Annotated in this window: 11 protein-coding genes; 9 read left to right on the top strand and 2 right to left on the bottom strand. The window is 45.9% G+C overall.

Features of this window, described 5'->3' with window-relative positions; all coding sequences use genetic code 11:
• Positions 1-789 carry a class I SAM-dependent methyltransferase gene (locus tag ICW03_RS05550; protein ID WP_251374477.1) on the bottom strand — a complete coding sequence of 263 codons (789 nt, stop codon included), beginning with the start codon at positions 787-789 and terminating at the stop codon, positions 1-3.
• Positions 790-825: 36 nt separating this feature from the next.
• Here ICW03_RS05550 and gloB point away from each other — a divergent pair, with 36 nt between their 5' ends.
• From gloB to ICW03_RS05515, 7 genes are all read left to right on the top strand, one after another.
• Positions 826-1,635, top strand: coding sequence for a hydroxyacylglutathione hydrolase (gene gloB, locus ICW03_RS05545; protein WP_215349972.1), 810 nt, complete (start codon positions 826-828; stop codon positions 1,633-1,635).
• Entirely contained in the window at positions 1,635-3,071 is a 1,437-nt protein-coding gene (locus ICW03_RS05540; protein ID WP_215349970.1) for a transglycosylase SLT domain-containing protein, read from the top strand. Before gloB ends, ICW03_RS05540 begins: the two co-directional genes overlap by 1 nt.
• A 33-nt stretch (positions 3,072-3,104) precedes the next feature.
• Positions 3,105-4,988, top strand: a complete 1,884-nt coding sequence (locus ICW03_RS05535) for a propionate--CoA ligase (protein WP_215349967.1) — start codon at positions 3,105-3,107, stop codon at positions 4,986-4,988.
• Between the two features lie 245 nt (positions 4,989-5,233).
• A complete protein-coding gene (gene carA / locus ICW03_RS05530; protein WP_215350215.1) occupies positions 5,234-6,421 on the top strand; it encodes a glutamine-hydrolyzing carbamoyl-phosphate synthase small subunit in 1,188 nt (395 codons plus the stop codon).
• On the top strand, positions 6,421-9,684 hold the full coding sequence (gene carB, locus ICW03_RS05525) for a carbamoyl-phosphate synthase large subunit (protein WP_215349965.1): 3,264 nt from the start codon (positions 6,421-6,423) through the stop codon (positions 9,682-9,684). The genes carA and carB overlap by 1 nt, the downstream gene beginning before the upstream one ends.
• Positions 9,685-9,742: 58 nt before the next feature.
• The gene (gene greA, locus ICW03_RS05520) at positions 9,743-10,219 is read left to right on the top strand and encodes a transcription elongation factor GreA (protein ID WP_215349963.1); all 477 of its coding nucleotides are present in this window, start codon (positions 9,743-9,745) and stop codon (positions 10,217-10,219) included.
• Positions 10,219-10,692, top strand: a complete 474-nt coding sequence (locus tag ICW03_RS05515; protein ID WP_215349962.1) for a DUF4149 domain-containing protein — start codon at positions 10,219-10,221, stop codon at positions 10,690-10,692. Before greA ends, ICW03_RS05515 begins: the two co-directional genes overlap by 1 nt.
• A gap of 31 nt (positions 10,693-10,723) precedes the next feature.
• Here the strand turns inward: ICW03_RS05515 and ICW03_RS05510 are convergent, their stop codons facing one another.
• Positions 10,724-11,347 (bottom strand): YhbY family RNA-binding protein, encoded by a 624-nt coding sequence (locus ICW03_RS05510; RefSeq protein WP_215349959.1) that lies wholly within the window; start codon positions 11,345-11,347, stop codon positions 10,724-10,726.
• A gap of 126 nt (positions 11,348-11,473) precedes the next feature.
• Between ICW03_RS05510 and ICW03_RS05505 the strand changes: the two genes are divergently transcribed.
• On the top strand, positions 11,474-12,148 hold the full coding sequence (locus ICW03_RS05505; RefSeq protein ID WP_215349956.1) for an RlmE family RNA methyltransferase: 675 nt from the start codon (positions 11,474-11,476) through the stop codon (positions 12,146-12,148).
• Between the two features lie 136 nt (positions 12,149-12,284).
• Entirely contained in the window at positions 12,285-14,162 is a 1,878-nt protein-coding gene (gene ftsH, locus ICW03_RS05500) for an ATP-dependent zinc metalloprotease FtsH (protein WP_215349953.1), read from the top strand.
• Positions 14,163-14,172 lie beyond the last annotated feature (10 nt).

Below are 14,172 nucleotides of genomic sequence, written 5' to 3'. Positions count from 1 at the left end.
TTACTGGTTATTGTTGCTCTTGAGACGTTTTTGCAGATTACTTCGCTCCGCAGCGGGGCTTAGTTGCTTAATTGCCGGAATTCGGACTAGAGAAGCTGGGCCGATGAGGCGCATTCCTTGTTGGCGCTTAATAGCTGAAACCAGAAAAACTGCCCCAAATATTGGCCACCAACGATTCCCCATTTTTTCAAGGAAATTCATCTTGCCCATAACAGCCTCCCCTTGTAAGGGAAATTTGTAGCATCCAAAGTGGCCGCGATCGAGAGAGAAATTGAGAAGCTCAAGCCAATCTTTAATGCGAATGAGGCTGATGAATTGACCATCTCTAGGAAGATAGGGTGTGCCTATCAATCTACTGAGATATTGTCGAGCGCCCCACAGGCTAGCTGGATTGAAGCCGGAGATGATTAGGCGACCCTCGGGTCGTAGCACACGATCCACTTCTCGAAGTATCTGATGGGGATCAGATGCAAATTCCAAAACATGAGGCAGAACTATTAAATCGAGGCTCTCGCTAGCAAATGGGAGTTCAGTAGAGTTAGCTTCAATTAAATGCCAGTTAAAGCGACCAGCAAACGTACGGTTGTCGTTTGAATGAATCAGGAGCGCCTGCATGGGCATCCGATTCTCGTTAAGCGTGTTGATTTGTGGCAGACCAATTTGGACCGCATGAAACCCAAAGACATCGGCAACGATTTGATCAAAGCATTGCTGCTCCCAATTAAGCACATAGCGACCTGGCGGGGATTGGAGCCACTTTTCCCAGGAGCTCCAAGGGGGTGCAGGCATCTGAGAGGGGATGGGTGGGGTTGGTATCATGAGTACATGGATAAGAATACTTTATTGCAGGTCTGGCCCATACCGGCCTTTGATGATAACTACATTTGGTGCATTCACGATGGTAGCAATGCATTGGTTGTCGATCCGGGGGATGCTGAGCCGACCCAAGAATATCTAAAAGCAAATAAATTAACCCTCAAGGGAATCTTAATTACGCATCACCATGCTGACCATACGGGTGGAATTCTGACCTTATTGGAAAAGTTAGGCGCCAATATTCCTGTCTACGGGCCGGTGGGAGATAACATTCCCGGTCGTACTGTGGTTGCAATGCAAGACGACAAAATTGAAATTGCTTTTCCACGAGTTAGCTTGAAAGTATTTGAAGTTCCTGGTCACACCCTTAGCCATATTGCTTATTTTGCCAATATGCAGGCTAACGTTGTAGAGCCTATGTTGTTCTGTGGCGATACTTTATTTGCTTCTGGCTGCGGAAGATTGTTTGAGGGTACGCCTACACAAATGAGTCAGTCCCTAGGAAAGTTTGCAGCCTTGCCAAAAAATACTTTGGTTTATTGCACTCATGAATACACCTTATCCAACATTCGCTTTGCATTGGCTGTTGAGCCAGATAATCACAATTTATTTGCGTGGTCAGAACAGGCGAAGTCGTTACGAGAGCAAGGGTTGCCAACGCTTCCCACTACGATCGGCCAGGAATTACAAGTCAATCCCTTTATGCGTTGCGACCAGCCAGAGGTCATTGCAATGGCTAAAGAGGTTTCAGGGCAGCCAGAACTGCCAAGTCCTGCACATGTGCTTGCGGTTATTCGCGCCTGGAAAGATCGCTTCTGATGCGTATGCTTTATGTAGCAGTGTTGATTGTTACTTTATTAAGTGGCTGTGCGAGTACCGGCGATTGGTCATCCGATACTCCAACAAAGACAAATCCAAAATCGTCTAAAGCAACGCGTGTAAACCTTAAAAATCAATCAGTCAGTAAGGTCTATGCGCCTTCGGATAACTTATGGATACGCATTCGTGATGGCTTTCAAATGGAGCCCATGAATACCCCCCTAGAAATTGAGCAAGTTCGCTGGCTCGCTGCTAGACCCGATTATGTCAATCGATCAATGACTCGTTCATCGCGCTATTTGTTCTACATAGTTCAGGAAGTAAATGCGCGAAATATGCCAACTGAGATTGCATTGCTTCCATTTGTTGAAAGTGCATTTGTAACGAACGCTAAGTCAAGCGCAAAAGCAGTGGGCTTATGGCAATTTATGCCGGCTACTGGTAAAGATTTTCGATTAACGCAAAACGTATTTAGAGATGAGCGTCGAGATGTTGTCCAATCAACTGATGCAGCATTAGATTACTTGCAGCGTTTGAATAATCAATTTGGCAGCTGGGAGCTGGCATTGGCTGCATATAACTGGGGCGCCGGGAACATTGCTAAAGCGCAAAAGCGCAATGCCGCAGCTGGTTTACCAACGGATTATGAGAGCTTAACCCTGCCTCGTGAGACTAGAAACTACGTTCCCAAGCTTATGGCGTATCGTCAAATTGTCTTAGATCCGCAGGCATATGGCATTGTTTTGCCTGAACTTGACAATCACCCGTACTTTGTTGCGGTAGATGTGGGTGCTGATATTGACGTTGCTATTGCAATTAAATTGGCCGAAATTCCTTCTGATGAATTTCATAGTTTGAACCCCTCATTTAACAAACCAGTCATTCTGAGTAATGCCAATCAGCAAATTCTTTTGCCTTTTGCACATGCTGAAATCTTCCAAGCCAACTTGAAGCAATACGACAAACCGCTTTCTTCATGGACAGCCGTAAAAGTATCCAAAACTGAAAGCGTAGATCAAGCGGCGAAAACTTTGGGCGTAGATGTGGACACCCTAAGAGAAGTGAATGGCATCCCCCGGGGAATGAGGATACGTTCTGGCTCTACAGTGTTGATACCTAAAACCAATCGCCGTCCTGGTGATGTATCGACTGCCATGGCAGAAAATGCCAGCTTAAGTTTGGAAAAACCTGCACCACCAGCACCTAAGTGTCCAAAACCAGCAAATGCAGCGAAGGGTAGCAAAACAGCTAAATGTGCCCCAACTACAACATCTAAATCTTCAGGAAAAACCACCTCTAAGGTTAATTCTTCTGAAAAAAATGCTGCATCTCAGCATAAATCCGCATCGACAGGGCTTGCAAAATCTGCGAAAAATGGTAGTTCAGCCGCCTCCAGCAGCAATAACGGCAGTAAAGGGGCGAGCAAAAGCCAGTAATTACAGTAACTTTTTAAAGAAATCAGGTTGACCATGTCCTATAAAGCACACCACGAACGCTCCATTAAAGACCCAGACGGATTTTGGGGTGAGCAAGCGCAGTTAATTCACTGGGAAAAGCCATTCGATAAGGTTCTGAACTACAACAACCCGCCATTTGCTAAATGGTTTGAGGGTGGACTTACGAATCTTTGCTACAACGCAGTAGATCGCCACCTCAAAGATCGCCCGGATCAAATCGCTCTGGTTGCTGTTTCCACAGAAACCAATCAAGAGAAAACTTACACATTTAAAGAGTTGTACGAAGAAGTTAATCGTATGGCTGCAATCTATAAAGCAAACGGCATTCAAAAGGGCGATCGTGTGCTCATTTATATGCCAATGATTGCTGAAGCATGTTTTGCAATGTTGGCCTGTGCTCGTATTGGCGCAATTCACTCTGTTGTATTTGGTGGCTTCGCATCACACAGCCTTGCTTCGCGCATTGATGATGCAAAACCAAAACTCATCGTTACTGCAGAGGCTGGGGCACGCGGAGGCAAAGCAGTTCCATATAAGCCATTGTTGGATGAGGCAATTACTTTGGCTGAATACAAACCAGCAAAGGTTTTGATTGTGAATCGCGGCTTAACCGAGTTCACAACCGTTGCCGGTCGTGATTTGGACTATGCAACCGAACGTCAGAAACATCTCAACGATGTAGTTCCAGTTGAGTGGGTTGATGCAACTCATCCTTCCTATATTTTGTACACATCCGGCACAACAGGAAAACCAAAAGGTGTACAACGCGATACCGGCGGTTATGCAGTTGCGCTCGCTGCTTCGATGAAGCATATTTTTACTGGTAATCCAGGTGAGACAATGTTCTGCACCTCTGACATTGGCTGGGTAGTGGGTCATAGCTACATCATTTATGCGCCATTACTTTCTGGTATGGCCACAATCATGTACGAAGGTACGCCTTTGCGTCCAGATGCTGGTATCTGGTGGGAGCTGGTTGATAAATACAAAGTTTCTGTCATGTTCTCTGCGCCAACTGCAGTTCGCGTTTTAAAGAAACAAGATCCTGCATTTTTGACAAAGCACGATCTTTCTAAATTGCGTGCATTGTTCTTGGCGGGCGAGCCTTTGGATGAGCCAACAGCAAGCTGGATTCATGGCGCCATTAACAAGCCAATTGTGGATAACTACTGGCAAACAGAGACTGGCTGGCCAATGCTGGCAATTCAACGTGGTGTTGAAGTAATGCCACATAAATTTGGTTCGCCAGGAGTGCCATCGTTCGGCTACAACATGAAGTTGTTAGATGATGCAACCTCCGAAGAGTTGGGCCCAGATCAGAAGGGTGTTATTGCCATCGAGGGCCCATTGCCTCCAGGTTGCATGCAAACTGTTTGGGGTGATGACAAGCGCTTTATCAGTACCTATTGGGAAACCATCCCAGGCAAGCTGATTTATTCCACATTTGACTGGGGCATTAAAGATAAAGACGGTTACTTCTTTATTCTTGGTCGTACAGATGATGTGATTAACGTTGCAGGACATCGTCTTGGCACGCGTGAGATTGAAGAGAGCATTTCTAGTCACCCCAATATTTCAGAGGTGGCAGTAGTTGGTATTGAAGACAAGCTGAAGGGACAGGCTGCAATTGCATTCGTCATTCCTAAAGACGCTTCAAATACTGCTACCTTAGAAGCGGAATGCATGAAAACTGTAGATACGACTCTTGGTGCTATTGCCCGACCAGGCCGCGTTTACATTGTCACTGCATTGCCTAAGACTCGTTCAGGCAAGATTGTGCGTCGAGCCCTCCAGGCGGTAGCCGAGGGTCGCGATCCTGGCGACATCAGCACCATGGACGATCAGACGGTATTGGCTCAAATTAAGACCATTATTGAGCAAAGCTCTAAGGCTTAAAAACCCTTAATTTTGGCTAAAAAGCTCCGCCAGCCTTCAGGTTGGAGGGGCTTTTTCCTTTGTAGGCCCCATTTGACTGGATATTCAAGGGTTTACGAGCAGAAATGGTATGATTGCAGGGTTCGAAACTAATTAAATACCCTAGCGCTTAAAGACACTCACCTCCCGCAAAAACATCCTCGGGTTGGTCTTTTTGAGGGTTTTGAGCGTCGGATGGAGCAGGGACTGGAGATGGTTTGTCACCCTTGCTTCCTTCTTTTCCCCCAGCCGTGTTGGCCTTAGCCGACGGCACTTTATTTCCCGGATTTAGCATTGGCGCCCCTGGCGAAACTACCGGCGAAGTTGTCTTTAATACCGCCTTGACCGGATATCAAGAGATCATTACTGATCCTAGTTACTCGCGCCAAATTGTTACATTGACTTACCCGCACATTGGTAACGTCGGCGTGAACGCTCAGGATGCAGAATCCGATCAAATACATTCAGCCGGATTGGTCATCAAAGACCTTCCAAAACGTGTATCGAACTTCCGATCTGAAGACTCTTTAGATGGCTATCTCGCTAAAGCAGGTGTTTTGGGGATTGCTGGAGTTGATACTCGCAAGCTCACTAGAATTTTGCGTGATAAGGGCGCCCAATCCGGTGCAATCGTTGCTGGCAAAGTAGGCGATGATTACGAAACTTTAGGTAACAAAGCTCTTGAGCTTGCTAAAGCCTTCCCAGGCATGTCAGGGTTAGATCTGGCAAAAGTAGTTACAACTAATAAGTCTTATGAATGGCGTGAGGCCGAATGGGATCTTCATGGCCCTGATGGCAAACCAGCATATAGATCTTTAGATACTAGCAAGCCAGTCAAGAAAGTGGTTGCTTATGACTTTGGTGTGAAGCGCAATATTTTGCGTATGCTCACAGAGCGGGGTTGTCAGTTAACAGTTGTTCCAGCACAAACTAGTGCTGCTGAAGTGCTGGCGATGAATCCTGATGGCGTGTTCTTTTCAAATGGTCCTGGAGATCCTGGGCCTTGTGATTACGCAATTACCGCCGCAAAAGAAATCATTGAAAAAGGTGTTCCAACCTTTGGTATCTGCTTGGGCCATCAAATTATGGGTCTTGCTGCTGGCGCAAAAACTTTGAAGATGAAGTTTGGCCACCACGGCGCAAACCACCCGGTTAAAGATTTAGATGCCGGTCGTGTAGCAATTACCTCTCAGAACCATGGCTTTGCAGTTGATGCCAACACATTGCCAGACAATATTCGTGTAACCCATGTTTCTTTGTTTGATGGTTCCTTGCAAGGTTTGGCTTGGAAGGATAAGCCAGCCCTGTGTTTCCAAGGACATCCTGAGGCCTCGCCTGGACCTCATGACATTGCCTATTTATTTGATCGTTTTGTGGAGCTCATGAATGCTGCCAGCAAGAAGGAGGGCAAATAATGCCTAAGCGTAGCGACATTAAGAGCATTCTGATTATTGGTGCAGGGCCGATCGTGATTGGTCAGGCTTGTGAGTTTGACTATTCTGGCGCGCAAGCTTGTAAAGCACTTCGTGATGAAGGCTACAAAGTCATACTGGTAAACAGTAATCCTGCAACTATCATGACTGATCCTGAGATGGCTGATGTCACTTACATTGAGCCAATTACCTGGGAAGTTGTAGAGCGCATTATTGCCACTGAAAAACCAGATGCGATATTGCCAACGATGGGTGGTCAAACCGCGTTGAACTGCGCATTAGATTTACATCGTCATGGCGTCCTTGAGAAGTACGGATGCGAGCTTATTGGCGCTTCTCCCGAAGCGATTGACAAGGCAGAAGATCGTCAGAAGTTTAAAGAGGCCATGACTAAGATTGGTCTAGGCTCTGCTAAATCAGGTATTGCGCATTCTATGGATGAGGCGCTCGAAGTACAGCAGCGCATTCAAAAAGAAACCGGAAGCTCTGGATTCCCTGTTGTTATACGTCCCTCCTTCACAATGGGTGGATCTGGCGGCGGTATTGCCTATAACCGCGAGGAATTTGAAGAAATTTGCAAACGCGGTCTTGATTTATCTCCAACCCGCGAACTTCTTATCGAAGAATCTTTGCTTGGCTGGAAAGAGTTTGAGATGGAAGTAGTTCGTGATCGCAATGACAACTGCATCATAGTCTGTTCGATTGAAAACTTGGATCCGATGGGGGTGCACACTGGTGATTCCATCACCGTTGCTCCTGCGCAAACTTTGACGGATAAAGAATATCAAATCATGCGTAATGCATCGATTGCAGTCTTGCGAGAAATCGGTGTAGATACCGGCGGATCAAACGTTCAGTTCTCGATCAATCCAGTTGATGGTCGCATGATCGTCATCGAAATGAATCCACGGGTGTCACGTTCATCCGCATTAGCATCCAAAGCAACTGGCTTCCCAATTGCAAAGATAGCTGCCAAATTAGCAGTTGGATATACATTAGATGAGCTTAAAAATGATATTACTGGTGGAGCTACACCAGCATCTTTTGAGCCATCAATCGACTATGTAGTTACAAAGATTCCACGCTTCGCGTTTGAGAAGTTCCCGCAAGCTGACTCACGCTTAACTACTCAAATGAAATCCGTTGGTGAAGTGATGGCGATTGGTCGTACTTTCCAGGAGTCTTTCCAAAAAGCGCTGCGTGGCTTAGAGGTTGGTGTTGATGGACTTGATGAAGTTTCTACAGACCTCGATGACATCATTAACGAAATCAACGAGCCAGGACCAGATCGAATTTGGTATTTGGCTGATGCCTTCCGAATGGGTATGGGTCTCGATGAGATTTATGCGGAAACCAAAGTTGATCCTTGGTTCCTAGAGCAAATTGAAGAACTCATTACGATTGAGAACGAATTAAAGCAACGCAAAATTGATAGCCTTACTGCACCAGAGTTGCGCTTTGTTAAACAGAAGGGTTTCTCTGATCGTCGCTTAGCAAAATTATTAGGTGTTGATGCCGCTTCAGTTCGTGCTGCTCGCCACCGCTTAAAAGTAGTCCCTGTTTATAAACGTGTTGATACTTGTGCCGCTGAGTTTTCGACAAACACAGCATATTTGTATTCAACCTATGAAGCTGAGCATGGTGAGTGCGAATCCAACCCAACCAATAAAGACAAGATTATGGTTCTGGGTGGAGGCCCAAATCGTATTGGCCAAGGTATTGAGTTTGACTATTGCTGCGTGCATGCAGCTTTAGCAATGCGCGATGATGGTTACGAAACCATTATGGTCAACTGCAACCCTGAAACAGTATCGACCGATTACGACACCTCTGATCGTTTGTACTTTGAACCATTAACCCTTGAAGATGTTTTGGAGATCGTGGCCAAGGAAAAGCCAAAGGGCGTCATTGTGCAGTACGGCGGTCAAACCCCTTTGAAGCTGGCTTTAGATCTAGAGCGTAATGGAGTGCCTATTATTGGTACCTCACCAGACATGATTGATGCCGCAGAAGATCGCGAGCGCTTCCAAAAACTATTGCAAGATCTGGGCTTGCGTCAACCCCCCAATCGCACTGCGCGTACCGAAGAAGAGGCTCTTAAGCTTGCAGAAGAAATTGGCTATCCATTAGTTGTGCGTCCTTCCTATGTTTTAGGCGGCCGCGCAATGGAAATCGTTCATGATGGTCGCGACCTAGAGCGCTACATGCGCGAGGCTGTAAAGGTGTCGCATGACTCACCTGTGTTGCTAGACCGTTTCTTAAATGATGCGATTGAGTGTGATGTTGACTGTATTAGCGATGGCGAAAAAGTATTCATCGGTGGCGTTATGGAGCATATTGAGCAAGCCGGCGTTCACTCTGGTGACTCTGCCTGTTCTTTACCTCCATATTCTCTATCTGATGCAACAGTTGAAGAAATCAAACGTCAAACTGCAGCTATGGCCAAAGGATTAAATGTTATTGGCCTAATGAACGTTCAATTTGCTATACAAAATGTAGATGGAAAAGATGTTATCTATGTTCTTGAAGTAAATCCACGCGCTTCCCGCACCGTGCCTTTTGTTTCCAAAGCCACTGGTTTGCAACTAGCTAAGATTGCTGCTCGTTGTATGGTTGGTCAAACACTTGCTCAGCAAGGCATTACTGCTGAAGTGAAGCCTCCATACTTCTCTGTAAAAGAAGCGGTGTTCCCATTTAATAAATTCCCTGGTATCGATCCAATCCTTGGGCCAGAAATGCGCTCAACTGGTGAGGTGATGGGTGTAGGCAAAACCTTTGGCGAGGCTTTGTTCAAGTCTCAATTGGGTGCTGGCATTAAGCTTCCTAAGAGCGGAACCGTTCTTTTGACCGTAAAAGATAGCGATAAACCTAAGGCAGTTGAAGTTGCCAAGCTATTACATCAACTTGGCTTCCCAATGGTTGCCACCAAGGGTACAGCTGCTGCAATTGAAGCGGCTGGATTGCCTGTAAGGGTTGTTAACAAGGTAAAGGATGGACGTCCACATATTGTGGATTTCATCAAGAATGGTGAGATATCCTTGGTATTTACTACTGTGGATGAAACACGCACTGCCATTGCTGACTCTAGGTCAATTCGAACTAGCGCTCAAGCTAATGGTGTTACTTACTACACAACAATTAGCGCGGCCCGTGCAGTAATGGATGGCTTGTTGGCTTCTCAAAATGGTAAGTTAGAGTCTCTTGAGGTGTATTCATTGCAAAACTTACATCAGTCGCTTATTTAATCTAAAATCAACTTTTATACGCGTAATTTTGCGCAAGATTTTAAGTTAGGTTGGCAGCATGAGCACAATTCCAATTACCAAACGCGGTGCAGAACTTCTAAAGGAAGAGCTGCACCGCTTAAAGCATGTAGAACGTCCTGCGGTCATTATTGCTATTTCGGAGGCGCGCGCTCAAGGCGACCTCTCTGAGAATGCTGAATATGATGCCGCCAAAGAAAAGCAAGGCTTTATCGAAGGTCGAATTCAGGAGTTAGAAGGTAAGTTATCTGCAGCCCAGATAATTGATCCTGCTTCTCTTGATGTCACTGGTCGCGTGGTATTTGGAGCGACTGTTGACCTAGAGGATCTTGAGGATGGCACTAAGCTAACTTATCAAATTGTGGGCGACGATGAGGCCGATATTGCTTTAAATAAGATTTCAATTAGCTCACCCATTGCGCGCGCATTAATTAGCAAGGAAGAGGGCGACGTAGTTGCGGTTCAAGCTCCTGGCGGAAATCGTGAAGTTGAAATTCTGGCAGTGCGTTACGTCTAATGCAGCATGTTCTAACCCAGAGAGTATTTAGCCTGATTACAGGTCTCTGGGTTGGTAGCTTAATTACTATCGGATTTATAGTCGTACCAATTCTGTTTTCCAGTTTGGGTGACCGACAAGTTGCAGGCATGGTGGCTGCATATCTTTTCAAAGTTACAGCTTATGCCGGTGTTGTTATCTGCACCACCTTGATGGTGACGGCAAATTTTCTGGTTCGACACAATATATCGCAATACCGTCTGGCGCGCTGGATATTGCTGGGTATGTTGGCTTGCTCAATTGGGTCTGCATTTATCCTAATCCCTTGGATGAGCTCCCTTAGAGATCATGCTCTATATTTGGGGTTGTCTGTCCGTGAATCAAGTCACGCACCTTTATTTAGTAAGCTTCATGGAGCATCTAGCGCCCTCTATATGATTCAAACAGTACTTGGACTTCTACTCGTTTGGCGCACAACAAAAAACGCCGACTAGCGGCGTTTTCGATCATTTAATAGAAGACTTCCTAGCCCAAAGACTTTTTCTTGGTGCTACTCATGCGTACTTTGCGCTTCTTGATTGGCGCTGGCGCAGCAGCAGCTTTTCTGTAGCCAGGAGAGGACCAACCAATCTTTGATTCAGCAGCTTCTGAGCGTAGTACACGTTTTTTAGGTGTTGCTGACTTCACGGCAGCTGCTCGCTCAAAAGGAGATTTATTGGAAGCAGAGCGACGATCCGATCTTTCAGAAGTACTCGTACGAATACCTGCTTTGGTTGCAGTACGGTTTGGTTGACGTTTAGTACGAGGGGCTTGTAAAGTTTTCTTAGTTTGCTTACTGAATCGACCTAAATTACTGAACGCCTCATCAACAACATCCTTTGGTTTCCATAGCACTAATAACTTACCAATATGCTGCACTGGGGCAGCATCCAATTTGTCGCATAGCTCTTCATAGATCGCAACACGCACCTCACGGTCATCGCCAAAAACACGAATCTTAATCAAACCATGATGGTTAATGGCTAATTTTGCTTCTTTGATTACAGCAGGTGTTAAACCGTCACCGCCGACCATAACCACAGGACTTAAATCATGTGCGTCAGCTTTGAGGGATTTGCGTTGTGCGGGAGTAAGGATGAGTGCAGTCATGGGCTTGATGATAGAGCATTCACCATCAAAATCATCCGATTAAAGCCAATTTAGAGCTAATTTTCTCGATTCCTTTTGCTTTAGGCTGAAGAAACTAGGAAAATGGAGGATGAAAGTGGGTAAGTTGTGGCAAAGAATAAATTTAATAAAAGTTGGTTGCAGGATCATTTAACCGATCCCTATGTGAAGATGGCTCAAAAAGAGGGCTATCGCGCTAGAGCGGTTTACAAGCTCAGCGAAATTGACGAGCAAGATCACCTCATCAATGCAGGAATGACCATTGTCGACCTTGGTAGCGCCCCAGGGAGCTGGTCTCAGTACGCCCGCAATCGTCTAACCGAACTTGGAAAAAGCGATCCCAAGATTGAATCCGGCAAACCAGATGGACAGATTATTGCGATTGATATTTTGCCGATGGAAGATATTGCGGATGTAAGCTTTATTCAAGGTGATTTTCGCGAGGAGGAGGGTCTTGCTGCGCTTGAGGCTTTACTGCCAAAAGAAGCCGAAGGAAAGGTGGATTTAGTCCTTTCCGATATGGCGCCTAATTTATCCGGTGTTGGCGTTGCAGATGCTGCAAGAATGGCCTTTTTGGCAGAAATAGCCTTAGATTTTGCAGTTGCACACCTTAAACCCGAAGGTGCCTTATTGATCAAATGTTTTAATGGCAGTGGCTATAGCCAGATTGTCGAATCCTTTAAAAAGGTGTTTAAGACCGTAGCCTCACGCAAACCAAAGGCATCCAGGGCGCGCTCTTCTGAGATCTTTCTCTTAGGAAGAAACCTCAAGCCTCCGAAATAAACATAAAAAACCCTTAATTTATAGGGGGTTTATCAAATAAATATGCCATTAGCTCTTGAAAAAGGGTGGTAGTAGAATCAAATACATAGGAAGCGTTTTGCTTTAACTCCTGGCTTAATCCAGAAAAGGACTCATTTTGAACAGCAATATGTTCCAAAAAATCGGCGTGTGGCTCATTGTGGGCTTAGTGCTTTTTACTGTTTTCAAGCAGTTTGATAAGCCTAAGGATCAGAATCAAGTTACATACTCCCAATTCATGGATGACGCTAAAGCGGGCAAAGTAAAGCGCGTTGATGTACAAGGCCGCACTTTACAAGTGACGCCTGCTGATGGCGCTAAGTATTCCATCATCTCTCCAGGCGATATCTGGATGGTTGGCGATCTTATGAAATATGGGGTTCAGGTCACTGGTAAGGCTGATGACGAACCAAATATGCTGGTTTCTGCTTTGTACTATCTTGGACCAACGCTTTTAATTATTGGTTTCTGGTTTTTCATGATGCGCCAGATGCAGGGTGGCGGTAAAGGCGGCGCATTCTCTTTTGGTAAATCAAAAGCACGTCTGATAGATGAGAACAGTAATACAGTTACTTTTGCTGATGTTGCTGGTTGCGACGAAGCAAAAGAGGAGGTCTTTGAGTTAGTTGATTTCTTGAAAGATCCTCAGAAATTCCAAAAACTTGGTGGTCGTATTCCGCATGGTGTATTGCTAGTTGGCCCTCCGGGTACTGGTAAAACCCTTTTGGCGCGTGCTATTGCGGGCGAAGCTAAAGTTCCATTTTTTTCGATTTCCGGCTCAGACTTTGTGGAAATGTTTGTAGGTGTTGGCGCATCTCGTGTGCGTGATATGTTTGAAAACGCAAAGAAAAACTCTCCATGCATCATCTTTATTGATGAGATTGATGCGGTAGGTCGTCATCGTGGCGCTGGTATGGGTGGCGGCAATGATGAACGCGAACAAACATTAAACCAAATGCTGGTTGAGATGGATGGTTTTGAAAGCAATAGTGGTGTGATCGTTGTTGCAGCAACCAACCGTTCCGACGTATTGGATAAAGCATTGTTACGCCCTGGTCGTTTTGATCGCCAAGTGCATGTAGGTTTGCCAGATATTCGTGGACGCGAGCAGATCTTGCAAGTGCACATGCGTAAAGTACCCATTGACCCAGATGTGAATGCGGCTGTATTGGCTCGTGGCACTCCTGGCTTCTCTGGTGCCGACTTAGCAAACTTAGTGAATGAAGCAGCATTGTTTGCAGCTCGTCGCAATAAGCGCTCAGTTGATATGAAGGACTTTGAAGACGCGAAAGATAAGATCTATATGGGTCCAGAGCGCAAGTCTGCCGTCATGCGCGAAGAAGAGCGCCGTAATACTGCCTACCATGAGTCTGGTCATGCGGTAGTGGCGAAAGTCTTGCCAAAGGCAGATCCTGTGCATAAGGTCACAATCATGCCGCGTGGCATGGCCTTAGGCGTGACTTGGCAGCTCCCTGAATTTGATCGCGTGAACCTTTATAAAGACCGCATGTTGGAAGAATTGGCTATTCTGTTTGGCGGCCGTGCTGCTGAAGAAGTTTTCTTGCATTCAATGAGCACTGGTGCATCGAACGACTTTGAGCGTGCCACTAAGATGGCTCGCGATATGGTGACTCGATACGGCATGAGCGATAGCTTGGGCACAATGGTTTACGTTGACACTGAATCTGAAAGCATTTTTGGTCGCAATAGCACTAAGACTGTTTCTGAGTTGACACAACAAAAAGTAGACGCAGAGATTCGTATGCTGATTGATAGTCAATATGCTTTAGCTAGATCGATCTTGGAACAAAACCGTGACAAGGTTGAGGCTATGGTTGCCGCACTGCTTGAATGGGAAACGCTTGATGCGGAGCAGATCACTGACATTATGGAAGGTCGTCCACCACGATCACCTAAGCCACCGCCAGCAACCCAGTTTGGTAATTCCGCTGGCACACCTGGTCCTGCTACCGGTAGTGCGCCGGCAACGGCATAAATAGGAATTG

Source organism: Polynucleobacter sp. MWH-Aus1W21 (assembly GCF_018687275.1).
Classification (GTDB): domain Bacteria; phylum Pseudomonadota; class Gammaproteobacteria; order Burkholderiales; family Burkholderiaceae; genus Polynucleobacter.
The sequence above is the reverse complement of the archived record's forward strand: the minus strand, read 5'-3'. Positions and strand labels throughout refer to the sequence as shown.

Bases quoted from the DNA above. Each gene is read 5' to 3' on its own strand.
- carB (WP_215349965.1), top strand. From the start codon at position 6,421: ATGCCTAAGCGTAGCGACATTAAGAGCATTCTGATTATTGGTGCAGGG.
- ICW03_RS05540 (WP_215349970.1), top strand. From the start codon at position 1,635: ATGCGTATGCTTTATGTAGCAGTGTTGATTGTTACTTTATTAAGTGGC.
- greA (WP_215349963.1), top strand. From the start codon at position 9,743: ATGAGCACAATTCCAATTACCAAACGCGGTGCAGAACTTCTAAAGGAA.
- ICW03_RS05510 (WP_215349959.1), bottom strand. From the start codon at position 11,347: ATGACTGCACTCATCCTTACTCCCGCACAACGCAAATCCCTCAAAGCT.
- ICW03_RS05535 (WP_215349967.1), top strand. From the start codon at position 3,105: ATGTCCTATAAAGCACACCACGAACGCTCCATTAAAGACCCAGACGGA.
- ICW03_RS05515 (WP_215349962.1), top strand. From the start codon at position 10,219: ATGCAGCATGTTCTAACCCAGAGAGTATTTAGCCTGATTACAGGTCTC.
- ICW03_RS05550 (WP_251374477.1), bottom strand. From the start codon at position 789: ATGCCTGCACCCCCTTGGAGCTCCTGGGAAAAGTGGCTCCAATCCCCG.
- gloB (WP_215349972.1), top strand. From the start codon at position 826: ATGGATAAGAATACTTTATTGCAGGTCTGGCCCATACCGGCCTTTGAT.